Here is a 26,512-nt window from a genome sequence, read left to right as displayed (position 1 = left end):
CGGCTACTTCTCCGTTCCGACGACACGGCTGCCGTCCGCGCGGTCGTCACCTTCCAGCGCACTGCGCAACGCCTGCCAGGCCAGGGAGGCGCACTTGACCCGGGTCGGGTACTCCCATACGCCAGAGAGCACCGCGAGCTTGCCCACCTCGGCCAATGCCGCTTCCCCTTCGGATTCGCTGGTGAGCATGGTGTGCACGCGAACGAACAGCGTCAGGGCTTCCTCCTCTGCCAGACCCTTGACGGCCATGGTCATCAGCGAAGCGGATGCCTGGGAAATGGTGCATCCGCTCCCCGTGAAGGCAACGTCGGCGATGACGCCGTCGGTGAGTTGAATGGCGAGAGTTAACTGATCGCCGCATAGCGGGTTAACGGCCTCGATCGAGCACGTCGCGCGGTCGATTGTACGAAAATTCCGTGGCCGGCGGCCATGGTCGATGATCATTTCCTGGTAGAGACCCGCGATTCCCGCACTGACCAAAGCGATCCCTGGGCCGGCCGTCATGGAGCGACCACAGTGGCGTCACTCCCGAACCGGGTGGCGACCACGCGTTCCAACTGGGCGCGCAGTGGATCCAACTCAATCCGGTCCACCATTTCGTGTACAAACGCGTAGATGAGCAGGCCCCTGGCCGCTTCCAGCGGGATGGCACGCGTCTGAAGGTAGAGCAGAGCCTCCTCATCCATTTGGCCCACCGCAGCACCGTGCGTGCACTTCACATCATCGGTATAGATTTCCAGCCGGGGCCTGGTGTCGACTTCGGCGCGGTCGGAGAGCAGTAAGTTCTTGTTCTTCTGGTTCGCATCGGTACCGTCAGCGCCATGACGAACCATAATGTGACCGTTGAACACACCGTGTGCCCGGCCGTCCAACACTCCCTTATACAGCTGGTGGCTGGTGCAGTCGGTCGCGGCGTGATCGACGAAGATCGTGTTGTCGTGGAGTTGATCGCCCTGGGGCAGGTAGACGCCGTCGAGGCTGACCTCGGCGCCGACGCCATCCAGTTGAACTCGCACCTCGTGCCGGGCGATGCTGGCGCCGAGCATGATGGAACGGGAAGAGAATCGGCTGCCCCGCCCTTGCCGCACGGACAGCAGCGCCACATGGAAAGCACTCGTCGGCTCGTTTTGCACCTTGTAGTGCTCCATGTGGGCGTCTTCGGCGAGGAGGAGTTCGGTGACGGCGTTGGTGCAATACACGTCGGAATCGACCCCGGCGTAGGTCTCGACGATCGTGGCACGAGAGTCAGAATCGGCGATTATCACCGAACGTGGACTGGATATCAGCGGGACTCCACCGGTGTCGGAGAAGTAGACCAGCTGAATCGGCTCGTCCACGATGGTGCCGCTGGGAAGATGAATGAATGCGCCATCCTCGGCCAGAGCGTCATTGAATGCTGCGAAGGCGTGACGCACTCCCGGTGCATGCGAAAAAAAGGGTTCGAGGCGGTCAGGCCCGGCTGCCAGCACCGCGGCCAGGGTCGTGACGACCGCACCGGCCGGCACCCCGGTCACTCGCGAGAATTCGGACGAGAAATGGCCGTTGACGAAGACCAACCGTGGACCACCGAGATCGACCGCTGCCTCGTCGATCATTTCTGCCGTCACCCGGCTGCCGGATGCCACGGTGGCGGCATCGAACGGTACGGCGAGGATCGGGGCCAACCCGGTGTATTTCCAGTCCTCATCTTTGTGGGTCGGGAAGCCGTGCTCTCCCACCCACTGGAGGGCGGCTACCCGCGCCTCGGCGAGCCAGGCCGGATCACGCGCGCCGAGCCGAGGTTCGAAGCCAGCGAGCACTCCGCTGGCCGCGCTCAGAACGGTCATCGCAATATCCCGGCCGTGCTCAATCGATCTGCGTCAGCTTCCTGCGTACCGGTGTAGCCATGCGCTTCGAGCTCGACGGCCAGGTCCTTGCCCCCGGAACGCACGATCCGGCCGGCGGTCATCACGTGCACCTGGTCGGGCACGATGTAGTCCAGAAGGCGCTGGTGGTGCGTGATGACGAGCATGCTGCGGCCTTCGCTCCGGAGGGCGTTCACCCCGCTGGCGACCACCCTCAGAGCGTCGATGTCCAAACCGGAGTCGGTCTCATCCAAAATCGCGAGTTTGGGTTCCAGGATCGCCATTTGCAGGATCTCGTTGCGTTTCTTTTCACCGCCGGAGAATCCTTCGTTGACCGAGCGATTCATAAAGGTCTGGTCCATCTCAACGAGCTTCATCTTCTCCTGAGCCAGCGCCAGAAAGTCCACCGGATCCAGTTCTTCTTCTCCACGCTGGCGGCGCAGGGAGTTCAAGGCGGTGCGCATGAAGTACATGTTTCCGACGCCGGGAATCTCGACCGGATGTTGGAAGGCCAGGAATACACCGGCGGCAGCGCGCTCTTCCGGTGACAAGGTCAGCAGGTCCTGACCCTCATACGTGACGCTGCCAGAGACCTGGTACCCCTCGCGGCCGATCAATACACTGGCCAAGGTGCTTTTTCCCGAACCGTTCGGGCCCATGATCGCGTGCACCTCACCCGGCTTCAGTTGCAGGTTCACCCCTCGCAATATTTCTTTGTCCTCGATACTGGCGTGCAGTTCTTCGATTTTCAGCATTAGCCAACGCTTCCTTCCAGGCTTACGGTTAACAGTTTTTGCGCCTCAACGGCGAATTCCATGGGCAGCATCTTGAAGACTTCACGGCAGAAACCGTTCACAATCATCGACACCGCCTCTTCTTCCGGGATACCCCTCTGCCGGCAGTACAGGAGTTGTTCCTCGCCGATTTTGGAGGTCGATGCCTCGTGCTCAACCTGCCCGGTCTGGTTCTTCACCTCGATGTACGGAAGCGTGTGTGCACCGCTGTCCTTGCCGATCAACAGCGAATCGCACTGGGTGAAGTTGCGGGCTCCGACGGCCGAATGTCGCATGTCCACGAGACCGCGGTAGGTGTTCTGCCCGTGACCGGCTGAAATAGCCTTCGAGATGATGGTGCTCTTGGTGTTCTTGCCGATGTGCACCATCTTGCTGCCGGTATCCGCTTGCTGACGTCTGGCCGTCAATGCCACCGAGTAGAACTCGCCGACCGAGTTGTCACCCTTAAGAACCACGCCGGGGTACTTCCAGGTGATCGAGGAACCGGTTTCCACCTGGGTCCAGGAAATCTTTGCGTTGCGGCCGGAAGCCATGCCCCGTTTGGTGACGAAGTTGTACACGCCGCCCTTGCCGTCGGCATCTCCGGGATACCAGTTCTGCACCGTCGAGTACTTGATCTGGGCATCGTCCAGTGCCACCAGCTCAACCACGGCGGCGTGCAGCTGGTTCGTATCACGAACAGGCGCCGTGCAGCCCTCGAGGTAGCTGACATAAGCGCCCTCTTCGGCAATGATCAGGGTTCGCTCGAACTGGCCGGTGTCGGCGGCGTTGATGCGGAAGTAGGTGGACAGCTCCATCGGGCAGCGCACGCCCTTGGGGATGTAACAGAACGAACCGTCGGTGAACACCGCCGCGTTCAGGCAGGCGAAGAAGTTGTCGTTGTACGGAACCACGGAGCCGAGGTACTGACGCACCAGATCCGGATGCTCCTGAACGGCTTCCGAGAAGGAGCAGAAGATCACTCCAACCTCGGCCAACTTGTCTTTGAACGTCGTCGCAACCGAGACCGAATCGACGATCGCGTCGACCGCCACGCCACTGAGACGCTCCTGCTCACCGAGCGAAATGCCGAGCTTGTCAAACATCTCCCGCAGCTCCGGGTCGACCTCCTCCATGCTCTCCACGCGTTTTTTCGGCTTGGGAGCGGCGTAGTAAATGATGTCCTGGTAGTCGACCGGCCCATAGGTGACGTGCTGCCAGGTCGGTGCCGTGAGCGTGGTCCAGTGCCGGTAGGCACGGAGCCGCCATTCCAACAGCCAATCCGGCTCATTTTTCTTGCTCGAAATCAGCCGGATGATGTCTTCGTTCAGCCCGCGGGGTGCGACGTCAGTTTCGAGATCGGTCACAAATCCATACTGATATTCCTGGTTCGCTAATTCGCGGACCTCGTCAGAGATACCAGTCGAGGTTGTGGGTGCACTCATTTCGTCTCCATGTCAGTTGTTGTTGGCTGCGAGCAGCCCGATCGTTTCGGTCAGCGACGCTGTGAGGGAAGTGCCGCGATCAGCGGGTGATCCTTGGCGTATGGGCCGACCTTGGCCGCTCCGCCCGGGGAGCCGATGTCGTCGAAGAACTCAACGTTGGCCTTGTAGTAGTCGGCCCACTGCTCCGGCACGTCATCTTCGTAGAAGATCGCCTCGACCGGGCAGACTGGTTCACAGGCTCCGCAGTCGATGCACTCATCGGGGTGGATGTAGAGCGCCCGGTCACCCTCATAAATGCAATCGACCGGGCATTCATCAATACAGGCCCTGTCCTTGACGTCCACGCAGGGCAAGGCGATGACGTAGGTCACAGTGCCTCCACCCCGAACACCGTGGGGACCTGGTCGAGAGCGTTGAGCAACACGGTGATCTCGGCCGCCGTGTTGTAGGCCGCGAAGGTCACTCGCGTGGTCGCGGCCACGTCCAGACGCTGGTGCAATGGCCAGGCGCAGTGGTGGCCGACTCGCACCGCGACTCCGGCATCGTCGAGGATTTGGCCAACGTCGTGCGCGTGCACGCCGTCGACCACGAAAGACACCACACCGGTACGGTCCGCACCATCGGCCGGTCCGATGACACGGATCCAGGGGCGTTGGGCCAGGCCGGCCAGCAGGACTTCGGTGAGGGCCTGCTCATGGGCGCTCACCCGCGGCATCCCCAACCGGGTCAGGTAATCACAGGCCGCAGCCAGGCCGACGGCCTGCGCGGCCACCGGGACACCCGCCTCGAAACGTTGCGGCGGTGCGGCGTAGGTTGAGCCCTCCATGTGCACGGTGTGGATCATCGAACCTCCGGTGAGAAAGGGGGGCATGGCTTCCAGGAGGCCAGAGCGGCCCCAGAGCACGCCGACCCCGAGGGGGCCGAACATCTTGTGGCCACTGAAAGCCAGAAAGTCGACGTCGAGATCGACGACGTCGATCCCCAGGTGCGGCACCGACTGGCTGGCGTCGAGCACGGTCAGAGCCCCGACCTTCCGGGCCCGAGCCACAATGGCCGAAACCGGATTGATGGTACCCAAAACATTGGACACGTGCGTGAAGGCGACCACCTTGGTACGGTCGGTGATGACCGTCTCCAGATCGTTCAGGTTTAAGCGACCGTCATCGGTGACACCGATCCACCGCAGGGTAGCGCCGCTGCGCCGGGCAAGTTCCTGCCAGGGAATGAGATTGGCATGATGCTCCATCTCGGTGATCACGATCTCGTCGCCCACGCCGAGCTTGAAGCGCGCCGCAACATCCGCTTCGACGCCGTCCATGGCCCCGGTAGCGGCCGCGTTGCTGAACGAATACGCCACGAGATTTAGGGCTTCGGTGGCGTTCTTGGTGAACACCACCTCCTTAGTTTGTGCGCCGATGAACCGTGCAACGGTCGCGCGCGCCGATTCAAATGCTTCGGTGGCTTCCTCGGCCAGCTGATGAGCACCACGGTGAACCGCGGAGTTGTGCTGCTCATAGAAGGTACGTTCGGCATCGAGTACCTGGTGCGGTTTGTGTGACGTGGCCCCGGAGTCGAGGTACACCAATGGTTTTCCGCCGCGCACGAGACGCGAGAGAATCGGGAAGTCGCTACGGATGGCGGCCGACTCCTCGATGCTGAATGCCGCGTTCGCGCCGACGTCAAAATTGATGGCCTCGGAGCCGGTGATCGGACGCACCCCCGTGATTAGTCCTGCACTGGTACTCATGCATTTGTCCCATCGTTACGATTATTCGTGTCGGAGGTGGTCGTCGTGGCCAGAGCGTCAAGGGGGATGAACGTCGCGCAGCTGTGTGCGCCCCCCGCCAGAGTCGTGCGTCGTTGAACCGGAACTCCGAGCAGCCGAGAGAATGCCTCGGTCTCGGCGTCGCAGAACTCCGGAAACTCGGCCGCGACATGCAGAACGGGGCAGTGCCCCTGACACAGCTGCACACCATTCGCTGGCAGGTCAGCTCCGACCGGCCGGATCGACGCCGCGAAACCTTCGTCGTTCAGTACCGACGCCAGTGCCTCTGCACGGGCGCGTACATCTCCGCCGGTCGAGGGCAGTTGTGCGGCATACCCCCGCTCGAGTCGTGCGCTGCGTTCACGGGCAAACTCGCCAACGGCATCCGCTCCGGCGCGTTCGGCGAGAAAGCGTAACGCCGAGGTCGCCACATCGACGTAGTCAGCCCCCAGACCGGCATGACCGGACACGGAGAGGACATAGGCGCGGGCCGGCCGGCCGCGGCCACCTGATGTAGCGGGCACGTGTTCTTCGACGGCCCCTTCCTCGGCCAGCTGGTCGAGGTGACGGCGCACGGCAGCGGGCGTCAGTCCCAAGCGCGCGGCCAGATCGGCTGCGGTCAGTGGGCCGTCCTCGGCGAGCATCTGCCGCACGCGGTCCCAGGTGCGTTCCTCCAGACCATTCGCTCCAGGGTGCGACCCTTCTGTGCCCGCGCTTCCGCGGCGGTGAGCTATTAACATGACATAAGCATGTCCTAATTCAGCGCGGCTGGCAAGTCAACGCGCCGGTCCACTGTCTGACCGCTGGTTTTCTCCCGGCTCGTGGCACTCGTTGGAGATCGTGGCACGCGGTCCAACCAGTGCCGCAGTCGCAAACACGTGCCGCGAGCGCCGCGCCACCGCAGAAACGCCGGTTTTACCGGTGGGCGGTGAGCAACTCGCGGGTGAACGGATGCTGCGGCGCCGCAAAGAGATCGACCGCCGACCCCTGCTCCACAACAACGCCCTCCTTCATCACGAGGATCTCGTGGCTCAGCGCCCGAACCACGGCGAGGTCGTGCGAGATGAACACCATGGCGAGTCCAGTGGATTCCTGGAGAGAGGCCAACAGCGTGAGCACCTGCGATTGAACCTGCGCGTCGAGCGCCGAGACCGGCTCGTCGCACACCAGGATGCTCGGCCGCCGGGCGAGCGCCCTGGCGATCGCCACCCGCTGCCGCTGCCCGCCGGAGAGCTCGTGCGCGCGCCGGCCAAGCAGCCCGGTCGCCAGCGCCACCTGCGCGAGCAATTCCACCGCCCGAGCCGTGCGCCACCGGCGCGGAATCCCGTCGAGAGCGATAGCCTCCGACAGAATCTGCAGCACCGTCGCCCGCGGGTCGAAGGCGCTCAGCGAGTCCTGGTGAATGATCTGGAGACGTCCCCGCCGGGCCCGGCGCTGGGATTCCGGCAGGCCGCTCCAGGGCTCGCCGTGCAGCAGCACCGAACCATGGTCGGGCGACTGCGTGCCCAGCAGCATCCGTGCCACGGTGCTCTTACCCGAGCCTGACTCGCCCACGATACCCACGGTGTGGCCGGCCCGCAGCTCGAACGAGACCCCGTCGACGGCCGTCAGCGTTCCGTATGCCTTGGCGAGGTCATGTGCGGCGAGCACCACGGGACCCGGCATCGGCGCCGTGGCTGTGCCCAGCGCGGCAGCGGCCAGCAACTGACGAGTATACGGATGCTGCGGCGCGGCAAACAGGGCGGCCGCGGCCTGCACTTCCACGAATCGGCCGTCCTTCATGACCGCCACCTGGTCGGCCAGCTGGCGGATGATCGACAGGTCATGGCTGATCAGCAACAGGGCGAGGCCAGATTCCTTCAGCTCACGCAGCAGTCGCACGATCTGCGCCTGCACCGTCGCGTCGAGAGCTGTCGTGGGTTCGTCGGCGATCAGCAGCGACGGCGATGCCGCCAGTGCCGCGGCGATAAGCGCGCGCTGGCGCAGCCCGCCGGAGAGCTCGTGTGGGTACTGCCGGGCACGCCGGGCCGGATCGGGCATGGCAACCTGCCGGAGCAGCTGGAGTACGCGGCGAGAACGGTCGACACGGCCGAGCTGCGGTTCGTGCACCTCGAGCGGTTCGGCCACCTCAGCGCCCACTCGGCGCAGCGGGTCGAGAGAGACCAGGGCGTCCTGGCTCACGAGCCCCACCCGCGCCCCGCGGAGGCCCCGCCAACCTTGAGGGGAGAGGGCGCGGGCGTCGACGCCGGCCACCGTCAGTTCGTCGGCGGTGACCCCGGTGCCGGCGAGCCCGATCAGGCTACGCGCGGTCAGGGTCTTACCGGCACCGGACTCCCCCACGATACCGAGGCACTGCCCAGCCTCGATGCGAAACGACACCCCATCGACCACGGCGGCCCCGCCCGGCACGACGACGCGCAGGTTGCGCACACTCACGACGCTCATCGTTGCCGCCCCGCAGCGCTGGCTTGCAGGTACCGGCCGAGAACGCTCGTCGAGACCACGGTCGCGGTGATCACGAGCCCCGGGAATACAGCGATCCACCAGGCTGTAGCGAGAAAGTTGCGTCCCTCGGAGAGAATGAGCCCCCACTCCGGTGTGGGCGGCTTCGGCCCGAGGCCGAGAAAGCTGAGGCCTGCGGCGGCCGTGATGGCCGTGCCGATTCCCATTGTGGCCATCACGAGCAACGGCCCGAGCGTGTTCGGCACCACGTGCCGCAGCACGGTGACCGTCGGCGACACCCCGAGCGAGCAGGCGGCCTCGACGTAGCCGGCCCGCTTCACCACGAGCGTCTGTACCCGGGCTACGCGGGCGTAGACGGGAATCACCGCGATAGCCACGGCGACGAGCAGACTCGCCCCTCCCGGGCCGAGGATCGCGATCACGATCAGCGCAAGCAGAAACTCCGGAAAGGCCATCACGATCTCGATCGCCCGGCTCAATACACCGTCGCCGACCCGGCGCATCAGCCCGGCCAGCGAGCCGATCACCAGCCCCGCCAGGAGGGCGATCAGGGTGGCCCCGAAGCCGATCGCGAGCGAGTAGCGCGAGCCATAGATCACGCGCGCGAACACGTCGCGGCCGGCCTGGTCCGTTCCAAACGGATGCCCAGGGCCGGGCGCCAGCAGCGCAGCGCCGATGTCCGTGCGCACGGGGTCAGCCCCGGTGAACAACCCGGGAAATAATGCGGACAGCAAGAGGAGCAGTAGGAAGCCGGCGGCCACCCAGAGGGCCGGTGTGGGCATCCGAGTCACGCGTCGGGTGCGGGCGGTTCGGGAGCGCGCGGCGGCGAGAATGCTCACGCGTAGGCCTGCTCGGTCGCCAGGCGCGGGTCGAGACGATCGGCCACGAAGTCGACTAGCAGGTTGACCAACGAGAACGACACTGCGGCGAGCACAATAATGCCCAGCACCACAGGCACATCCCGATTGACGATGGCATTCAGGGCCACGCGTCCGAGTCCGGGACGGGCGAAGACGGTCTCTACCAGCACCGAACCGCCGAGCAAGGAACCGACGATGTAGCCCGTGAGGGTGACGCTGTTCGCTGCGGCGTGGCGCAGGGTATGCCGCAGCAGGAGGCGGGTCTGGCTCGCTCCACGGGCGCGCACGGTGTCGGCGAAGGGCAGAGCGGCCGCGTCGTCGAGGCCCTGGCGCAACACCTGGCTGAGAATGCCGGCCACCGGAATGGCGAGGGTCACGGCGGGCAGCACGAGCGCGCCGAACCCGGCGGTGGCAACCACGGGGAACCAACCCAGTCCAAAGCCGAAAACACCAATCAGCACCAGGCCGATCCAAAACGTGGGCGAGGACACCGCCACGAGCTCGAGCAGGCCAGCCACCGGGCCGGTACGCCTGCCGCGGCCGAGCAGCGCCGACCCGAACGCGAGCAGCAGGGCGACAACGATGGCGAGGCCCATCAGTTGCATCGTCGGCGCGAGTTGCTGGCCGATCACCGCGGCGACGGGTTGCTGCATGCGATACGACGTGCCGAGGTCACCCTGCAGCAGGCGCCCGAGGTAGTGGAAATACTGCAGGAGAAGCGGGTCGGCGAGGCCCCAGTCTGCTCGGATCTGGTCGCGCACTCGCTGCGACACGTTGCCGAGCCCCACGAGCACGTTCACCGGGTCGCCGGGGATCAACCGCAGCGAGAAGAAGCCCACGGTGGCGGCGCCCCACACCACGAGGATCATGCCGCCGATCCGGCCGGCCAGGCGGGCGCCCGGTCGTCCGGATCGACGCGCACGGCCCTCGCGGTGCGCGGTCACGGCGCGGTCGTGAGGGACGCCTCGTAGAAGAGCGGCTGCCCGTACAGATCGAAGCTCAGGTTCTCGATGGTCTTGCTGTAGGCGGTGATGGCGGTGGGCACCGTGATCGGCACCATGACCACATGGGTCGCGTTCCACTGCTGCAGCTGCTGGTAGAGCGCTTCGCGTTCGGTCGGGTCGCTCGTGGCGATGGCGTCGTCGAGGAGCTGGTCGACGACCGGGTCGGCCGTAGACGAGCCGTTCTTATAGCCGCCGCTGTGCAGGTGGGCGCGCAGGACGTCGGCGTCGACGCTGGGGAAACTCCAGTCGGACAGGTCATAGTCGCGTGCGTCGAAGGCCTCGTAGTATTGGGCGATCTCACGGTTGTCGCGCACGATTTCGAACCCGATGTCGCGCAGGTCAGACTGCACCACGTCGCCGAGGCTTGCGTTGGCGTCGGAGACCGGGGTGTAGGCGAGCCACTGGGCGCTCAGTCGGGCTCCACCTTTGGTGCGGTAGCCCTCGGAGTCGCGCTCGGTCCAGCCGGACGCATCAAGCAGCGCATTGGCCTGGTCTGGGTCGAACGTCCAGCTGTCTTCGAGGCTCGGGTCGTAGGAGTTGGGCGTGGCCGGGGAGAGGATGCTCCAGGCGCGCTCCGCCTGTCCCTGGTAGATGGTCTCGACGGCCGGACCGATGTCGGCCCCGAGCGCGAAGGCACGGCGCACGTTCTCGTCGGCGAAGACGCCGTGCGCCTCGTTCAGGAACAGGGTGTACGGCAGGCCAGGCATCGTCACGTTCTCGATCGAGAAGTCGTCGCCGATCTGGCTCACTGTGTTCGGGGTGATGTCGCTGGCGATCTGCGCCTGGCCGCTCGTGAGGGCGCCCGTGCGCACCGAGGATTCGGGAAGGATGCGGAACTCGAGCGTGTCGATGGCGGGCGCGCCCTGATGGGAGCTACCCTCCGGCGCCCAGTCGTAGTCTTCATTTGCGGTGAAGACGATGCTCTGGTCTGGCGTATATTCGCTCAGCACGTAAGGTCCGGTTCCCACCGAAATGCCCGGTCCACCGGCCGAAAGCTGCGCCGCGTTGTCCCGCAGAGTGGCCGGCGAGTAGAAGCCAAGCTTGGCGGTGCTTACCGCCTGCAGGAATGGCGCGTATGGCTGGCTGAAGTTCACCCGAACGGTGAATTCGTCGATGACCTCGGTGCCAGCGTAGAAGCCGCCGGTTTCGGCGTACCCGATCAGACTGGCAGCATCCGCTGACGCCGTCTCTGGGGCGACGACGTGCTCGAAATTAGCCTTGACGGCCTCGGCGTTGAAGGGTTCGCCGTCGTGGAACGTGACATCGCCCCGCAGATCGAACGTGTAGTGCAGGCCGTCGTCCGAGATCTGCCAGGACGTGGCGAGCCATGGCGCGAACGAGCCGTCGGCTTTCTCATAGACGAGGGAGTCGAAGGAGTTGCGCATCACGAGGGCAGTGGCCTGGAACGCCGACGAGTGGATGTCCATCTTGCCGCCACTGAGCGTGCCGCCGTTGATGGCGTAGGTGAGGGTGTTCGCGTCGGCGGCGGTTGTGGGGGTGGTGGCAGTGCACCCGGTGACCAGGGCGACGGTCGCAAGGACGGCGGCTGCGGCGCGCAGCCAGGATGTTGAATGGGCGCGAATGCGCATAAATGGGGGTCTCTTTCTGAGCTACCAGTCATGCGGGCAATAAATGCTCCGCACATCAAACGTACCGCGTGCGCCGAGACCGCCCGTTGCCCCGAGTAGGTTGGAAGGACTGACTTCGCAAAGGATGGGCTGACATGCCGGAGAATCGATTGAAGGACAACCGCTCAATGCTGGATGCAGCGGAGGATGCGCTTCGTGAGCTGTGCGAGCCGGTTTCCCCGCCGAAACGCACCCTCGACTACCGAAACTATTTTTGCGCCAGAAACCTCGACAACACCGAGGTCGTGTCGAAGAACGAGCCGCGTAGAGCTGCCCTGTACGCGGCGGTGGCCGAGTATGGTCGTGCCTATTCCCACATCGCGCATGAGTTGGCGGCCGCCGGATATTCGCCCCGCGAGACCGCCGGTATTCAGAAGGAAGTCGCGTACTTCCAGGAACTGCAGGGCGAGCTGCAGCGCGCATCGGGCGACCAGGTCGCCGAGGAGAGCGCACCCCGGTGACGTAGCCAGGGGCCTCCGTTCGCGACGCAGCGCACGCCGGTGAACCTGACGGAACCAGCGATCACCCACACCCGGGGCGGCGATCGATTATCGAATCTCGGTGAGATAGGTGGTGTAGCCGGCCTGGTGCAGAGCGGTACGGATCGGTTCGGCGCCAGCGGGCCCGGCCAGGGCGATAATCGCGCCACCGCCGCCCCCGCCGGTGAGCTTGGCACCGAGCGCACCGGCCCGGCGCGCGATGGCGACCATCTGCTCGAGCTCAGGGCTCGACACCTGCAGGGCATTGAGCAGGCCCTGGTTGATGTTCATGAGCTCGCCCAGTTCGGCCGTGTCGCCCCGGCGCAGGGCGTCGGCCCCCTCCCCCACCAGGGAGTCGATCTGATCGAAGATCGCATCGTAACGCGCGCGGTTGTGCAGCCACGCCGCGCGCACCGCGGCCACGGTGTGCGCGGTCAGGGCGTGCACACCGCTGAGACCGATCACGATCGGGATCGGATGCGGTGTGACAATGTCGCTTATTTCGTGACCGCTCGGGGCATCCGTTTTTTTAAACAGGATCGGCCGACCGAAGGTGGCAACGGTGTTGTCGATGCCCGAGGGTGTGCCGTGCACGATCTGTTCGCACTCAAAGGCCAGGCTCGACACCTGTTCGTCGCTGAGCTCGATCGAGAAGCACTCGGCGGTCGCTCGAATCAGTGCGACGGCGAACGCGGCCGACGCTCCCAGGCCGCTCGCGCGCGGAAGCTCCGAAAACACGTCGACCCGCACGCCGGATTCGGGCAGCCCGAGACGCGCCGCGATCAACGCGGCGACCTGATGTGAGACGTCGGGGCTGATCGTTTCCTGCGCCGAACCATCAACGTTCCAGTCGGTGATGACCGGCGCCTGCCCGGGTTCGCCGCGAACGACCTCGGCTCGCACCGTGAGGCCGATCGGCGCGGCAATAGCGCGGCGGCCGTAGACCACGGAGTGCTCGCCGAGCAGGATGATCTTTCCGTAGCCGACCTGCGAGCGGGCACCGAGCGGCGCACGCGTCGGCATCGCTGCGGCCGGCATCGCTGCGGCCTGGGGCGCTGCAGCCTGGGGCACTGCGGTCGGGGGCGCGCGGACCGGCGACGGCCGGGCTTCGAGTTCGGCCAGAATCTGCCGCGCCTTCCACACCTTGATCTCGCCGCCGACGAGGAGTTGCTCGACGACCTCATCGAACCGCGCCGGGCCGGTACCGGCGGCCACCGCGACCGCTCGGGCGTGCAGGCGCATGTGGCCGTGTTGGATCCCCGTGGTCGAGAGCGCTTTGAGCGCAGCCAGGTTCTGGGCTAGCCCGACGGCCGCCATCACCTCGGCCAGTTCGCGCGCCGAGGCGACATCCAAAATTGTATGGGCGATGCGCACGGCCGGGTTCGATTCCACCTGACCGCCGACCGTGCCGACCTTCAGCGGCATGGTCAGTTCGCCGACCAGGTCGCCGGCGTCGTTGGCGCTCCAGGTCGACAACGGTGCATAACGTGGCCCGCGGGCGGCGTACGCGTGGGCGGCGGCCTCGATGGCGCGCCAGTCGTTGCCGGTGGCGATCGCGACGGCGTCGATGCCGTTCATGATGCCCTTGTTATGGGTGGTGGCCCGATAGGGGTCCATGGCGGCGAATTCGCTGGCCAGAATGATCCCGTCGCGCACCCGGTCGCCGGGATAGTCCCCGGTTGCCAGCAGGGCTTCCGGGATGACCGCCCGGGCACGCACGAGGGCGCGATCGGTCAGGTTTGAGAGGATGCGCAGGAACACCCGACCAGCGCTGATCTGCTCGATCAGGGGTGCGATGCTTTCGCACATGGAGTTGACCAGGTTCGCGCCCATCGCATCGCGGGTGTCGACGAGCAGATGTACCACCAGCAGCTCGCCGTTTTGCGCCGTCGCTCCGCGCAGGTGCACCTCGATACCGCGCGCGCCGCCGCCGCGGGCGACCATGTTCGCGTGGCCGCTGTTGGCCAGCTGCAGAATGTGCTCGGATTGCGCAAGCAGAGCCTGGCGAGCACGCGCCGGGTCGGCAACGTCGACGATCTGCACCTGGCCGATCAGCAGCGGCTCGTCGGAGCTGCTGGCGAAACCACCCGCCTGGCGCACCAGAAGCGCGGTGGAACTGACCGCAGCCACTACGGACGGCTCCTCCACCACCATGGGAACCAGATAGTCCAGGCCGTTGATCTGAAAATTCAGTCCGAGCCCGAGTGGCATCGAAAATACGCCGATCACGTTTTCAGTGAGACGATCGGCGGTTTCGGCGTTCAGCAGGCCGGCACCGGGCTGCAGCATGGCGTAATCAGCATCGTTCAACGTTCCGCGTTCGTGTAGCAACTCCAGTCGTTTCTGCACCGACTTCCGATAGAACTTCGCGATGCGTGAGCCGCTCATGACTTTGTCCCCTCTGCTCCAAGGACCAGCGGTACAACGGATGCGCCGGCGTCGGTCAGTGCCGCCGCGAGCCGTTCGGCGGCCAAGCCGCTCGCGCTGAAGGCGAGTCCGACATCTCCGCCGCCAGCTCCGGAAGTCTTGAACACGCCACCAGCCCGCTGAGCCACGACGCGCAGCTCCCGGTGACGCGCGGTAACGATGCCGGCCTCGGCGTGGCTGTCGAGCCGGGCCAGCGCGGTGAAGTAGTCGTCGATCAGGCGCAGAAATTCTGCGCGGTCGGCGAGCGCTGATTGTGCCGTGTGCGCGAGCCTGGTCAGCCTCGCCACGTCCTGGGCGTGTTGCAGCGGATGCTCGGCACCAAAGTCGTTCACCCGACCGACCAGATCGGTTGTCACCGACCCTTCACCGGTGACCACGGCCAGCATGGTGAGATCGTTGGGCCACTGCAGCGGCACCGGCGTTGCACCGACGGCATAGGAGAGCAGACCGCCGTAGACGCTTGCGGCGACATCTCCGCCGCTACCCGTGCCGTTTTGGGCGGCCCGATGGGCCGACTGAGCCAGCGTGAACAGCGCCGCGCGATCGAGGTGCAGCCTCGAGGCCGTGGCCAGGGCGGCCGTGAGCGCGCTGGCCACCGCAGCGCTCGACCCGAGCCCCAACTTGTGGCCATCGCGGGAGAGTTCCGCGCTGTCGATGCTGATCTCGAACGGGCCGCCGCCGGCTCGGGCTCGGGCTCGCACTGCCGCTCGCACCGTATCGAACAGGCGCAGGGTCGACCGGGTCTGGGCGTTGAGGGCGGCCGGTAGTTGCCCCTCATCGTCGAGGTCGAGGTGCTGGATACCAATGCTTTGGGCGTGTAGCCGCCAGGACAAGGCCGGTACGACCGTGACGGTGACTCGGCGATCGACGGCCGCCAGCAGCGCCGGTGCGCCGTGCAAAACCGCGTATTCACCGAGCAGAAAAAGTTTTCCAGGGGCCGATGACGTTATCGCTGTCACGTCAGTCCAGCCGGTAGGCGTCGGGGCCGAGCGCGCTCTGGCGCACCTCGAGCACGCCGCCCACGGTCGACAGTGCGGCGTGCACCCGGGACGCATCGGTCGGCAGGCAGAGCACCTTCACCTGCGGTCCGGCATCAATGGTGAAGTAGGCCGCAATGCCGGACGCGCGCAGGTCGCGAACGGCGTGCATCACGGCGACTGTCGCGGCGTTCCAATAGATCAACGCTGGCCGGGTGGTGAGCATCAGGGCATGCAGCTTGAGGCAGTTGTACTCGGCGAGTTCGCCGACACGCACGAAGTCGAAAGCGGCGATCGCGGCCCGCATATCGGCGAGATCAGTCGGGGCCGTCGCAAGCCAGGCCGGGTAGAACGGCGAACTGACCGCGGTCGCGCCCATGCCGACGGTCGAATTGATCGGCTTCGCCTCGTGCTCGGTGATAGCGACCAAAATGGCGAGCGGCCAGTCCGCGCCGCGCAGCAGCTGCTCGGCGTACGAGTCCAAACCGTCGGCAGCACTGCCGGCGTGCATCTCGGCGAAACCGCCGAAAATGGAACGGGCGGCCGAACCGGAGCCGTGCCTGGCCAGGATGGACAGCTCCCGCGCGGTCGGCGTGAGCCCGGCTGCGCCCGCCGCGGCGACGGCGAGAGCGGCGAAACCGGACGCCGACGAGGCCAGCCCGGCTCCGGTCGGGAAATTATTCGCGGACTCCACGATCGCGCACAGGGTGGCACCTCGGGAATAACGCACCAGGTCGAGAACGCGGCTGGCCTTGGTGGCGTCGTGCCGGCATCCGTTCAGCCATAATTCATCGGTCGCGAGCCCGGTGCGAAAGGTCACTCGGGTGTCGGTGTAGAGGGCGTCGAGGGTGATCGAGATCGACCCGACCGCCGGGGTATTGAGAACGGCATCGTTCTTGCCCCAGTACTTGACCAGTGCAATATTGCTGTGTGCGCGGGCGCGGGCCGTAGCGCCGGCCTCAAGGGTCTGTGACACAGGACTGCTCCGATCGGTTCTACCTCCATTTTAGCCGGGGCCGCCGACACCATCCGTTCAAACCGGCCCGCGCCCCGACTCGCAGCCTGGCCGGCTAAAATAGCGTGACCGTCGCGGCCCCGCAATCACCTGAAAGTTAAGTGGACACAGTTGGCTCCTGGAATTAGTGGTTTCTCCCTGTACCTCCCGCCGTATCGCGTTCAGCTCGAATCGTGGTGCGAGTGGAATGACCAACCGTGGGAGAAATTCCGTTCGGTGGTCGGACGCAGTTTTCGCATGCGCGCACCCCGGCAGAGTGTCTATACCTTCGCGGCTACCGCGGTCTGGCGACTGATTAGGGACTACGACATCGACCCGACCCAGGTCGGGCTGCTCGCCCTCGGAACCGAATCAAGCACCGACAATTCGGCCGGTGCTGTCATCGTGAAGGGCATGGTCAATGAGGCCCTCACCGCCGCCGGCCTGCCACTGCTGGCCAGAGACTGCGAAGTGCCTGAATTCAAGCAGGCCTGCCTCGGCGGCGTGTACGGCATGAAAGCTGCGCTGCGCTATCTAGCAACGGATGGCCGCGGTCGCCAGGCCATCGTCGTCTGCGCCGACATCGCCGAGTACGCGCGCGGTGGCAGCGGCGAGCCCACTCAGGGAGCAGGGGCCGTCGCCATGTTGCTGGAGAGCGACGCCCGGCTACTGGAGGTGGACCTCGCCGGGGCTGGCAGCGACTCCGACTATCGGGTGGCCGACTTTCGCAAGCCGTTTACACGTTTTCGCAATCAGCCCGACCGCGACGACGGCCAGCTGCAGGACCTGCCCATGTTCAACGGGCATTACTCGACCAGCTGCTACATCGATGCCACCCACCACGCGATGACGGCGATGCTCGACAAACGCCCCGGCCGAAATCTCGACTATTTTCACGACATCGACGCGGTGTTCATGCACCGCCCGTACCACCAGATGCCCACCACCGGGTGGGTCATGGCCTACCTGTTCGCTCTCGCGCACGATACTGACGGTCACGACGAGCTGCGCGCACTCGCCGCCGCAGCCGGCGTCGACGCCGATCGGCTGAGCGCTGAGCTGCTGGCCCCAAAACCATTCGGCATCATCGGTGCGCAGCTCGCCGAAAACACCGGTGATGCCTTTCCGCTGGCGCGCCGGGCGCGCAACCAGCTGCGCAAAACCCCGCTCTGGGACACCCTCGTTCGGGAAAAGCTCGGACTAGGCTCGGAAGCCATGCGCGACCTCGGTAATCTCTACACCGCTGCTCTGCCGGCCTGGCTCGCCGCTGGCCTGCACCAGGCCCTGACCGACGGCCTGGATCTGGCCGATCAGGACTGGCTGGCCCTCGGCTATGGCAGTGGCGACGCGGCGGAGGCCCTGCCGCTGCGGGTTGTGGCCGGGTGGCAAGACGCGGCGGCGCGAATCAATTTCGACCGCGCGCTGCTCGGAGCTGTCGATCTGAACGAAACGCAATATATCGACGTGCACGCGGGACGCCTGATCGACGTCACCCCGCCCGCCCACGACGAGTTCGTGGTCGATCATGTCGGAACATCGAACGGACCCGACTTCTTCGATGAGGGCGTCGAATATTACCGATACGTGGTCGACAGCACCGAATAACCAGAACGGGGCCGGCTGAAGCCGGTCCCGTTCTTTGTACCGCTACTCCGCTGCGCCGATCTCGGGCTCGCCCTGCGCGTGCCGGGCACGCAGCCACGGAATGAGACCGCCGACCAGGAGCATCTCGATCTGGCGGGTCGAGAGTTCGTGCCGCACCGCATAGGTCTCGTTGCGGGTGGTGTTGCGAACGAGAATCTCGGTGCCGTTGGCGAGCGCCTCCCGAATACCATCGAGCACCAGGACGTCGTCACGCTGGATGCGATCGTGATCGGCGGCATCCGTGAATTGCAGCGCGAGCGCGCCGAAGTTCGCCAGGTTCTGCCAGTGGATGCGCGCGAATGACACCGCCAGCACCACCCGCAGGCCGAGGAATCGGGGCGTGATCGCGGCGTGCTCGCGGGAGGAACCCTGCCCGTAGTTGGCACCGGCGACAATCATATGGCCGGTCGTGTCCCGGCTGAGCGCGGCGCGGGTCGGGTAGGTCGGGTCGACCTGATCAAAGGTGAATTCGGCAAGTTTGGGCACGTTGCTGCGAAACGGCAAGACACGCGCACCGGCGGGAAGAATCTCATCCGTTGAAATATCGTCGCCAACGATCAGCGCAACGGGCGCCTCAATACGCTCGGCGAGCGGGCCGAAGACCGGCAGGGACGAAATATTCTCGCCCTTGACCAGCGCGATGGTGAGCGATTCCGCCGCCGGCAGCGGCGCCTCAAGCATGGTCAGGTTCACACTGGAGAACTCGGGCAGGACGATCTCGGGATAGTCCATACCGAACAAGTCGGCGAGGTCGCGCGGATCGGTGATTTTTCCGGTCAACGCGGCCGCAGCCCCGGTTTCCGGCGAACAGAGGTAGACCGAGTCCTCCTGGGTGCCCGAGCGACCCGGAAAGTTGCGCGGCATGGTACGCAGGCTGATGCTGCCGTTAGCGGGTGCCTGCCCCATGCCGATGCAGCCCATGCAGCCGGACTGGTGCAGCCGCGCGCCGGCGCCGATCAGATCGAGGGTTGCCCCCATTTTGGTCAGGTCCTGCAGAATCTGGCGTGAACTCGGATTGACGTCGAGGCTCAGCCCGGGGAAGGACTGACGTCCCTTGGTGATCGCCGCGACGATCGCGAAGTCGCGCAGACCCGGGTTAGCGGATGACCCGATCACCACCTGCTCGACCGGCCGGCCGGCGACCTCGCTCACCGGAACGACATTGCCCGGAGAACTCGGCAGCGCGATCAACGGCACGATCGTCGCGAGATCGATCTCCTCGTTCACGTCATAGGTGGCATCAGCGTCGGCGAGCAGTTCGACGAAGTCGTCCTCACGCGCCTCCGCGCGCAAGAATGTGCGAACCTGATCATCGGCGGGGAACACCGTCGTCGTTGCTCCGAGCTCTGCGCCCATATTGGCAATCACGTGCCGGTCCATCGCGGTCAGCGATGCCAGCCCCGGACCGTAGTACTCGACGATCCGGTTGACACCGCCCTTCACACCGTGGCGACGGAGCATTTCAAGGATGACGTCCTTGGCGCTCGTCCACGGCGGCAGCTTTCCGGTGAGACGAATCCCCCAGATTTCGGGCATGCGAATGTAGAGCGGTTCGCCGGCGATCGCCAGCGCGACCTCGGTGCCGCCGACGCCGATGGCGAGCATGCCGAGGGAGCCAGCCGCCGGGGTGTGGCTGTCCGAGCCGACCATGGTCTTGCCCGGGATGCCGAAGCGCTGCATGTGCGTCGGGTGCGATACCCCGTTGCCGGCCTTGGAAAACCAGATGCCAAAGCGTTGGCAGGCAGAACGCAGAAAGTCATGGTCTTCGGCGTTCTTGCTGTCGGCCTGCAACAGGTTGTGGTCGACATACTGCACGGAAACCTCTGTGCGTGCGTAATCCAGGCCGAGAGCTTCCAGCTCGAGCATGACCAGGGTGCCCGTTGCATCCTGGGTGAGGGTCTGGTCGATGCGGATGCCGATTTCGGTGCCGGGGATCATCTCTCCGACTATCAGGTGCGAGGAAATTAATTTCTGGGCGACGTTGTAGGCCATGCGGGCTCCCTTGCTAGTGTGCGGGTGGCTGCGTCGACAAGCACCAATCCACGCAACCCGCTGATCCTTAACCTATGCGACTGCGGGGCTGACGACCACTGTTTGGGGGTGTTTGGGCCAGAGCCCAGTAAGTGTGGGCTGGCACGAGACCAAGTCCGGCTCCCATACGATAGACGGCGTGAGTAGTTACGCCCTGGTGCGCCCCGAACAGCGCACGCCGATCGCGCGGTATCGGCATTCCCTTTGGCTGCTGACGCAGCGCGATCTTCGCGTGCGCTACTCCACCTCGGTACTCGGCTACTTCTGGTCCATCCTCGATCCGCTCGTGATGGCCGGAATCTACTGGTTCGTCTTCACCCAGGTATTTGACAAAAACGTCGGCAACGAGCCCTATATCGTGTTCCTGTTGGCCGCCCTGCTGCCCTGGATGTGGTTCAACGGGGCTGTCTCCGATTGCACGAGGGCATTTCTGCGCGAGGCCAAGCTCATCCGCTCCACCCGCATTCCCCGCACCATCTGGGTGAACCGCCTCGTGCTCTCCAAGGGCATCGAGCTTCTCGCTTCGATACCGGTACTGGTTCTCTTCGCCATTGTGTACGGCGCGCAACTGCACATCGACGCGCTGTTCTTTCCCCTCGCCATGGTGATTCAGGCAGCGCTGACCGCGGGGGTCGGCCTGCTCGTCGCACCGCTCGTCGTGTTCTTTCGGGACCTGGAACGGGCCGTCAAACTCATCCTTCGATTTCTCTTCTACGCCTCCCCCATCATCTACAGCACCACCGATCTTCCGCCCGAACTGCAGTTCTGGGCTGCTTTCAACCCACTGACCGGCATCTTCAGCCTCTACCGGGCAGCGTTTTTTCCGGAGCAACTCGACTGGTTCGCCGTTGCGATCAGCGTTGTCATGTCCCTGGTCTTTCTCGGGCTGGGGCTGCTGGTCTTCCGCCGCACCGAACGCGCCGTTCTGAAGGAGATCTAGTGGTGAACCAGACAGCCGCGGTGCTGCCGGTGATTTCGCTAGTGGATGTCGGCATCCGCTTTCGTAGGAATCGTCGCGGTCGTCGCAATTTCAAGGACCTCTTCGGTGCCAGAAACCGGCGCAGCCGTCCGGGCGAATTCTGGGCCCTGCAGCACGTGAGCTTCACCGTGCAGCCGGGGGAAGCCATCGGTGTCGTCGGCCGCAACGGCCAGGGCAAGTCCACCCTGCTCAAACTCGTCACCGGAGTCGTACTTCCCGATACGGGAACGGTGCACGTGACCGAGGGCGTCGCACCGCTGATCGAGATCACCGGCGGATTCGTCGACGACCTGAGCGTGCGCGACAACGTCTATCTCACTGCGGGATTGCACGGCATGACCCGCAAGCAAATTGCGGAACGCTTTGACGAGATCATCGACTTCGCCGAGATCGCAGATTTCATCGACACGCCGTACAAGCATCTGTCCAGCGGTATGAAGGTGCGCATCGCTTTCGCCGTGATCTCCCGGTTGGAAGAACCGATTCTGCTGGTCGACGAGGTACTGGCCGTGGGAGATAAGGCCTTTCGGGAGAAGTGCTATCAGCGCATCGAAGAGCTTCTCGCCGGCGGCCGAACGCTGTTCATCGTGTCGCACAATGAGCGAGACCTGCGTCGGTTCTGCACCCGCGGCCTCTACCTCGACCGGGGCGATCTTGTGCTCGATGCCCCGATCACCGACGTGCTTGAGCGCTACAACGCGGACTACGCCGTCAAGCCCAAGGCCTGACCAGAAGCATCGTCAGCGAAAGTTGATGGCCAGGTAGGCGTCCCGGGTGGGCGGAAGCTGTTCGACCTCCAGGCCGATCACCAGCTCACTGAGTTCGAGTTGCAGGACGGCGGCGAGTCGAATGAGGGTGTACATCGTCGGGTTTCCATACCCCCGATCGATCCGGGCATAATTCGACACGTTGAGTCCGGCGAGCAGGGCCACCGACTCCTGATTGAAGCCAAGAGTCAGGCGCCGTTCGCGCAGACGGCGGCCAAGCAGTCTGGATGCTTCTGATTTCGGCTCGGGCATTCCTCAGTTGTAGCCGCCCGCCCCGGTCTTGACTACCGGCTGGACAATTGCCCAGACGTGGTATTTGATGTCTTGCCGGAGTCGCCGCGCGGCACAGCGTGTGCCCGGCGCACCACGTACACTCGACGAGACGGGCGAGGGGAAGGCGATCAATGGCCAGGAAAAGCACACCGATGCTGTCGTCGACCGGCGGGAATCCGCAGGGCGGCGCCCTACCGACCGGGTTTGTGAAGGGAATCGACCGGGTTCTGGCCATTCAGCGGCCAGTGGTCCTGGCCCATATCCGCAGCATCCGTCGCCGCAATCCGCACGCCTCGCCGGAGCAGATCGTGCGTATCCTGGAGAAGCGCTATCTCGCGGCGGTCACCGCCGGGGGCGCAGCAGTGGGCGCGACCGCCGTCATTCCCGGGGTCGGCACGGGCGTGACCATCGCCCTGTCTGGCCTGGAGACCGCCGGCTTTCTCGAGGCGACGGCGCTGTTCACGCAGTCAGTCAGCGAGGTACACGGTATCGCCGTGGAGGATCCGGAGCGAGCCCGCGCCCTGGTCATGACCATGATGCTGGGCCGGGAGGGCAGCGATCTGGTGCGCCAGCTCGCTGGCCAGGTCACCGGTTCGGGCACGGCCCGCACCACCTACTGGGGCGAACTCATCACGAACAGCCTCCCCCGGGCGGTTTTGGGCCCCCTGACCGACCGGCTCAAGAGCGCTTTTCTGCGTCAGTTCGCCACCCGTGGCAGCGCCAGCCTGCTCGGCAAAGTCCTCCCGTTTGGCATCGGAGCGGTCATCGGTGGTGTCGGCAATCACATTCTGGGCAATAAGGTCATGCACGCGTCACGACTCGCGTTCGGCCCGCCGCCCACCGGGTTTCAGCCGGATTTGGACCCACGAGTGCGGGAGATCCGAGTGCGGGAAACGCACCGGGGCAAGCCGGTGGCGGCCGGACCGGCCGAGGCTCCGGCATCCGCTTCGTGGCCGACTGCGCAGCCGCAGCCGCTCGAATCGCCGCCCGACCCCGCACGGGAGTAGCGCGTCGGTCGTGCTGGTGCTGCTCGCGCAACCCCAAGCCGCTCGCGCGCGCGGCCGGCCCGACGCGCGAGCCACAATCGGGCGCCCGTGCAGCACAGCAGCGCGCAAGGCTGGCGGGGAGGCGCAACACCCGGTCAGAACCCGACGCTATAGCTCGTCGTCGGGGATCGTGGCGGGATCGGGCACGATGGGTGCATCGTGGTCGTGCACGGCCGCGAACCGATCCCATTCGTCCATGAGATGCTGCACGGCCGTGTGCAGGCGCTCCGTTGCGACGCCGGGGGTGGTGTCGCCGAAATAGCGCTGCACCCAGCCCTGCAGTCGTTCGACCGCCGCGCCATCGTGGGTGAGCCGGTCGACGGCGGCGACGATGTCCGTGGCCGCCTCGGCGGGCAGCCACTCACAGTCAGAGAGGTACCCGCTCGTGTCGATCACGGCCGTCGGGTTCACCGGGCGGGTGATAATGAGCGGCTTGCCGGTGGCGAGGCGGTCGTACACCATCGCCGAAATGTCGACGATGGCGACGTCAGCGGCGGCCAACTGCCAGCCGAGGTCTGGGCCGGAATCGTAGACGTGCTGCGCGCGCGGATCGCGGGCGTTCGCTGCGGCGATGGCGCTGATGATGGTCTTATTGGCGGCACCGTAGAGGTGGTCGACAACGCCGCTGCGCGGGTGCGGACGATAGATGACCCGATGCGTTCCGGTGGCCAGCAGGGCGGTGACCAGCGCGACCCCGTGGGTGGCGACAGAGCCATAGGCGGCGGCGGCTCGATCGCCCTCCCAGGTGGGGGCGTAGAGCACGACCTGGCGTTCGTCGCGCGTGTACGGCAGTTCGCCGCTGAAATAGTCGGCCTGCGGGCGCCCGATTTTGATGGCGCGCTTGTCGAAGTCGTAGTCCCAGAGCACCCGGTCCAGTCGGGCCAGCGCGGCGTCCCCGGCGACGAAGGAGTAGTCGTAGGCCTTGAACTGGTTGGTGATCATATACATCTTGTCGCTCTCACCGTGGTTGATGAAAACGTGCCAGCAGCGCCCGTAGCGCATCATCTGAAAGTTGCGCGGGTTCTGGTTGACATAGAACACGATGCGGATGTCCTGCTCGGCGACGATCCGCTCGAGCTGCGGCACCGTGCGCGCGTAGGCGACCGGAACCGGCGACTCGTCCATGAGCTTGAGGGTGCCGCCGCCGGTGCGGCTGAGCACAAGCACCGGCCAGGTCTTGGCGAGGGTGGCGAGCGGCCGGTACCACTGCCGCATCTGGTAGATGTTGACCGGCCCGTCAGCAAAGTAGACGGCGATCTTGAAGTGGTTGTCCTCGCGTATTTCCCGCGATTTCAGCGGGCCGCGCAGCGCGTGTTGCACCTTGCGGGATGCCACAACATCCTTGACCAGCTTGACGGCACGCCTGATGTCTTTCCGAATTACCACCGCATCAGCCTACCGTCCCTCAGATAATCGGCGGTCGCCCGGCGACGGTCATGCGCCAGATCGTGCGTGCTCGAAGCGGATGCCGCGGCCCCGGATCGCTGCGCCAGCCCTCGCGCCAGCCGCCGAACCAGGCGCGCAGGGCCGGCCGGTTGTTCGGGGCCCAGCGCAGCACCTGAATTGCCGTCCAGGCGCCGACATAGAGCGGCACCAACAGGGCAGGCAGGTTGCGACGGGCGAGCCAAACCCGATTGCGCGCATTCAGGCGATAGTAGTCGGCGTGCCGGGTCTGCAGGATCACCGGATGGTTGGCCACGAGGTCGCCGGCATACCAGGCGACCCGGCCCTGGTCCCAGACCCGCCAGGCCAGTTCGATGCCCTCGTGGGCGTAGAAGAACGGCTCGGCCCAGCCGCCGGTCGCGTCGAAGACGGCCCGCGGCAGCAACACGGCGCCCTCCCAGACCGAGAACACCGGTCCGGGCGTGGTGGCCTCGCCCTTGCGGATGCGCGGAATCCACCGCCGGGGCGATTCGACGCCGGTCGGGTCCTCGACCCGCGGCTGCAGCAGGCCGATCGTGGGGTCGGCGCGCAGCTTGCCGATCGCGTTGATCAGAAAGTTCGGGTCGGGAATGCTCGCATCGTCGTCGAGAAAGAACAGGTAGTCCCCGCTGACGAGCGACACCCCGCGATTGCGTCCGGCCGGAATGCCGAGGTTCGTCGGCAGCCCGAGCGATTGCACGCCGCCAGGCAGGCCGGTCGGCTGCCAGCCGTTGCCGACACAGATTACGTCGAGGGTAACCCCCTGCTGGGCCAGCACCGAGCGGATTCCGCGGTCGAGGTCCTCCGGCCGGGTGCCCTGGGTGAGCACCACGACACCGACCGTCGGGGTACCGGAGCCAAAGCTAGGAACGGACACGCTTGGACGCCATAATGGCCACGAAATGACCGATGAGCGACAGAAATGCGAGCGGAACCAGGATACTCAGCACGGCCCGGTCAACGATCGGCTGCCCGATCACCAGCCCAACGACGGCCGCGGCGAAGATGACCATGGTCAGCTCGACCGAGTGGTACAGCCGGTGGAAGGGCACGAAGCGCGCGAGACGGCGAACGCGGGCGATCAGGCGGGGCGTCGGGGTCTTCTCGCCGTGGGTGTCGGCGAGCTTGGTCAGGCCGGCGTTGGCGCGGGCGACGTGCACCATGTCGTTGAGCGCTTTGTTCAGCACGATGATCAGGGCGAGCAGCAGCGCGAGGCTGGTCCAGAGAAAATCCTCGGGCGACTCGAACGGGTACGCGGCTGCCCTAAAGCCGAGGGCAATGGGAATGAGCGACTCGGTGGAATAGTGCCCGACCTTGTCGAGAAACACCCCCGCGGGTGAGGACGTGCCGCGCCAGCGGGCGACTTCACCGTCGCAGCAATCGATCAGCATTTGCACCTGGCTGAGGGCGAGGGCCAGCAGTGCGCCCCAGATTCCCGGAATCAGCAGCGCTGCGGCGGTCGACCAGCCAGCCAGGATCATCAGAGCGGTCACGCCGTTGGCGGAGATGCGGGTTTTCAGCAGCATCCAGGTCAGGTACGGCGACAGGTCGCGCAGGTACAGGCTTGCCGTCCAGTGCTCGGCGTTGGCACGCAGGCGCACCTCCGGCGGCTGGGCGACGGCTCGGAGCTGGGCGATCGACTCCGGTCGGGCTGGCCGGTTGGGCGAGATGTGGGGCGCACTGGTCATCTG

The 26,512-nt window shown here is 65.4% G+C and carries 24 protein-coding genes; 5 read left to right on the top strand and 19 right to left on the bottom strand.

Annotated elements, in window-relative coordinates; genetic code table 11:
- Nucleotides 1–3 precede the first annotated feature (3 nt).
- From sufU to E3T31_RS03530, 11 genes are all read right to left on the bottom strand, one after another.
- Nucleotides 4–504 (bottom strand): Fe-S cluster assembly sulfur transfer protein SufU, encoded by a 501-nt coding sequence (sufU, locus tag E3T31_RS03580; protein WP_134467485.1) that lies wholly within the window; start codon nucleotides 502–504, stop codon nucleotides 4–6.
- Nucleotides 501–1,826 carry a Fe-S cluster assembly protein SufD gene (gene sufD, locus E3T31_RS03575; protein WP_198416964.1) on the bottom strand — a complete coding sequence of 442 codons (1,326 nt, stop codon included), beginning with the start codon at nucleotides 1,824–1,826 and terminating at the stop codon, nucleotides 501–503. The genes sufU and sufD overlap by 4 nt, the downstream gene beginning before the upstream one ends.
- Complete coding sequence (gene sufC, locus E3T31_RS03570) at nucleotides 1,823–2,599, bottom strand: Fe-S cluster assembly ATPase SufC (protein ID WP_092449394.1); 777 nt, start codon at nucleotides 2,597–2,599, stop codon at nucleotides 1,823–1,825. The genes sufD and sufC overlap by 4 nt, the downstream gene beginning before the upstream one ends.
- Entirely contained in the window at nucleotides 2,599–4,062 is a 1,464-nt protein-coding gene (gene sufB, locus E3T31_RS03565; RefSeq protein WP_134467484.1) for a Fe-S cluster assembly protein SufB, read from the bottom strand. The genes sufC and sufB overlap by 1 nt, the downstream gene beginning before the upstream one ends.
- Before the next feature lie 50 nt (nucleotides 4,063–4,112).
- Complete coding sequence (gene fdxA / locus E3T31_RS03560) at nucleotides 4,113–4,433, bottom strand: ferredoxin (protein WP_092341486.1); 321 nt, start codon at nucleotides 4,431–4,433, stop codon at nucleotides 4,113–4,115.
- The gene (locus tag E3T31_RS03555) at nucleotides 4,430–5,809 is read right to left on the bottom strand and encodes a SufS family cysteine desulfurase (protein WP_134467483.1); all 1,380 of its coding nucleotides are present in this window, start codon (nucleotides 5,807–5,809) and stop codon (nucleotides 4,430–4,432) included. The genes fdxA and E3T31_RS03555 overlap by 4 nt, the downstream gene beginning before the upstream one ends.
- The gene (locus tag E3T31_RS03550) at nucleotides 5,806–6,567 is read right to left on the bottom strand and encodes a metalloregulator ArsR/SmtB family transcription factor (protein ID WP_134467482.1); all 762 of its coding nucleotides are present in this window, start codon (nucleotides 6,565–6,567) and stop codon (nucleotides 5,806–5,808) included. Before E3T31_RS03550 ends, E3T31_RS03555 begins: the two co-directional genes overlap by 4 nt.
- 175 nt (nucleotides 6,568–6,742) lie before the next feature.
- Nucleotides 6,743–8,272, bottom strand: a complete 1,530-nt coding sequence (locus E3T31_RS03545; protein WP_134467481.1) for an ABC transporter ATP-binding protein — start codon at nucleotides 8,270–8,272, stop codon at nucleotides 6,743–6,745.
- Nucleotides 8,269–9,129: an ABC transporter permease gene (locus E3T31_RS03540; RefSeq protein WP_241977578.1), complete on the bottom strand. Its 861-nt coding sequence runs from the start codon at nucleotides 9,127–9,129 to the stop codon at nucleotides 8,269–8,271. Before E3T31_RS03540 ends, E3T31_RS03545 begins: the two co-directional genes overlap by 4 nt.
- Nucleotides 9,126–10,094, bottom strand: a complete 969-nt coding sequence (locus E3T31_RS03535; RefSeq protein WP_241977576.1) for an ABC transporter permease — start codon at nucleotides 10,092–10,094, stop codon at nucleotides 9,126–9,128. Before E3T31_RS03535 ends, E3T31_RS03540 begins: the two co-directional genes overlap by 4 nt.
- The gene (locus E3T31_RS03530) at nucleotides 10,091–11,743 is read right to left on the bottom strand and encodes an ABC transporter substrate-binding protein (protein WP_134467480.1); all 1,653 of its coding nucleotides are present in this window, start codon (nucleotides 11,741–11,743) and stop codon (nucleotides 10,091–10,093) included. The genes E3T31_RS03535 and E3T31_RS03530 overlap by 4 nt, the downstream gene beginning before the upstream one ends.
- Before the next feature lie 134 nt (nucleotides 11,744–11,877).
- Between E3T31_RS03530 and E3T31_RS03525 the strand changes: the two genes are divergently transcribed.
- Nucleotides 11,878–12,243, top strand: coding sequence for a hypothetical protein (locus E3T31_RS03525; protein ID WP_134467479.1), 366 nt, complete (start codon nucleotides 11,878–11,880; stop codon nucleotides 12,241–12,243).
- Between the two features lie 87 nt (nucleotides 12,244–12,330).
- On the opposite strand, the gene E3T31_RS03520 is transcribed toward E3T31_RS03525, so the two are convergent.
- Genes E3T31_RS03520 through mvaD form a run of 3 tightly spaced genes read right to left on the bottom strand, consistent with a single transcriptional unit; the run spans nucleotide 12,331 to nucleotide 16,641 of the window.
- A complete protein-coding gene (locus E3T31_RS03520) occupies nucleotides 12,331–14,649 on the bottom strand; it encodes a hydroxymethylglutaryl-CoA reductase, degradative (RefSeq protein ID WP_134467478.1) in 2,319 nt (772 codons plus the stop codon).
- The gene (locus E3T31_RS03515; protein ID WP_166788374.1) at nucleotides 14,646–15,647 is read right to left on the bottom strand and encodes a mevalonate kinase; all 1,002 of its coding nucleotides are present in this window, start codon (nucleotides 15,645–15,647) and stop codon (nucleotides 14,646–14,648) included. Before E3T31_RS03515 ends, E3T31_RS03520 begins: the two co-directional genes overlap by 4 nt.
- A gap of 1 nt (nucleotide 15,648) precedes the next feature.
- Entirely contained in the window at nucleotides 15,649–16,641 is a 993-nt protein-coding gene (gene mvaD / locus E3T31_RS03510) for a diphosphomevalonate decarboxylase (RefSeq protein ID WP_134467476.1), read from the bottom strand.
- Nucleotides 16,642–16,791: 150 nt separating this feature from the next.
- On the opposite strand from mvaD, the gene E3T31_RS03505 reads away from it, so the two are divergent.
- Entirely contained in the window at nucleotides 16,792–18,264 is a 1,473-nt protein-coding gene (locus tag E3T31_RS03505; protein ID WP_134467475.1) for a hydroxymethylglutaryl-CoA synthase family protein, read from the top strand.
- 42 nt (nucleotides 18,265–18,306) lie between these two features.
- Here E3T31_RS03505 and E3T31_RS03500 read toward each other — a convergent pair whose 3' ends face one another.
- The gene (locus tag E3T31_RS03500; RefSeq protein WP_134467474.1) at nucleotides 18,307–20,295 is read right to left on the bottom strand and encodes an aconitate hydratase; all 1,989 of its coding nucleotides are present in this window, start codon (nucleotides 20,293–20,295) and stop codon (nucleotides 18,307–18,309) included.
- 178 nt (nucleotides 20,296–20,473) lie between these two features.
- Between E3T31_RS03500 and E3T31_RS03495 the strand changes: the two genes are divergently transcribed.
- Entirely contained in the window at nucleotides 20,474–21,274 is an 801-nt protein-coding gene (locus tag E3T31_RS03495) for an ABC transporter permease (protein ID WP_241977574.1), read from the top strand.
- On the top strand, nucleotides 21,274–22,041 hold the full coding sequence (locus tag E3T31_RS03490) for an ABC transporter ATP-binding protein (protein ID WP_370304229.1): 768 nt from the start codon (nucleotides 21,274–21,276) through the stop codon (nucleotides 22,039–22,041). The genes E3T31_RS03495 and E3T31_RS03490 overlap by 1 nt, the downstream gene beginning before the upstream one ends.
- Before the next feature lie 12 nt (nucleotides 22,042–22,053).
- Here the strand turns inward: E3T31_RS03490 and E3T31_RS03485 are convergent, their stop codons facing one another.
- Nucleotides 22,054–22,332: a helix-turn-helix domain-containing protein gene (locus tag E3T31_RS03485; protein WP_092450179.1), complete on the bottom strand. Its 279-nt coding sequence runs from the start codon at nucleotides 22,330–22,332 to the stop codon at nucleotides 22,054–22,056.
- A gap of 152 nt (nucleotides 22,333–22,484) precedes the next feature.
- Between E3T31_RS03485 and E3T31_RS03480 the strand changes: the two genes are divergently transcribed.
- A complete protein-coding gene (locus tag E3T31_RS03480; protein WP_370304227.1) occupies nucleotides 22,485–23,360 on the top strand; it encodes a hypothetical protein in 876 nt (291 codons plus the stop codon).
- A gap of 147 nt (nucleotides 23,361–23,507) precedes the next feature.
- Here E3T31_RS03480 and E3T31_RS03475 read toward each other — a convergent pair whose 3' ends face one another.
- From E3T31_RS03475 to E3T31_RS03465, 3 genes are read right to left on the bottom strand one after another with little or no spacing between them, the layout of a single operon-like run.
- Complete coding sequence (locus E3T31_RS03475) at nucleotides 23,508–24,785, bottom strand: CDP-glycerol glycerophosphotransferase family protein (protein ID WP_134467473.1); 1,278 nt, start codon at nucleotides 24,783–24,785, stop codon at nucleotides 23,508–23,510.
- 19 nt (nucleotides 24,786–24,804) lie between these two features.
- Nucleotides 24,805–25,698, bottom strand: a complete 894-nt coding sequence (locus E3T31_RS03470) for a glycosyltransferase family 2 protein (protein WP_134467472.1) — start codon at nucleotides 25,696–25,698, stop codon at nucleotides 24,805–24,807.
- Nucleotides 25,685–26,509, bottom strand: a complete 825-nt coding sequence (locus E3T31_RS03465; RefSeq protein WP_134467471.1) for a CDP-alcohol phosphatidyltransferase family protein — start codon at nucleotides 26,507–26,509, stop codon at nucleotides 25,685–25,687. The genes E3T31_RS03470 and E3T31_RS03465 overlap by 14 nt, the downstream gene beginning before the upstream one ends.
- Between the last annotated feature and the right edge of the window lie 3 nt (nucleotides 26,510–26,512).

The organism is Cryobacterium sp. TMS1-13-1 (assembly GCF_004403125.1).
In the GTDB taxonomy this organism is placed as follows: Bacteria; Actinomycetota; Actinomycetes; order Actinomycetales; family Microbacteriaceae; genus Cryobacterium; species Cryobacterium levicorallinum.
The sequence above is the reverse complement of the archived record's forward strand: the minus strand, read 5'-3'. Positions and strand labels throughout refer to the sequence as shown.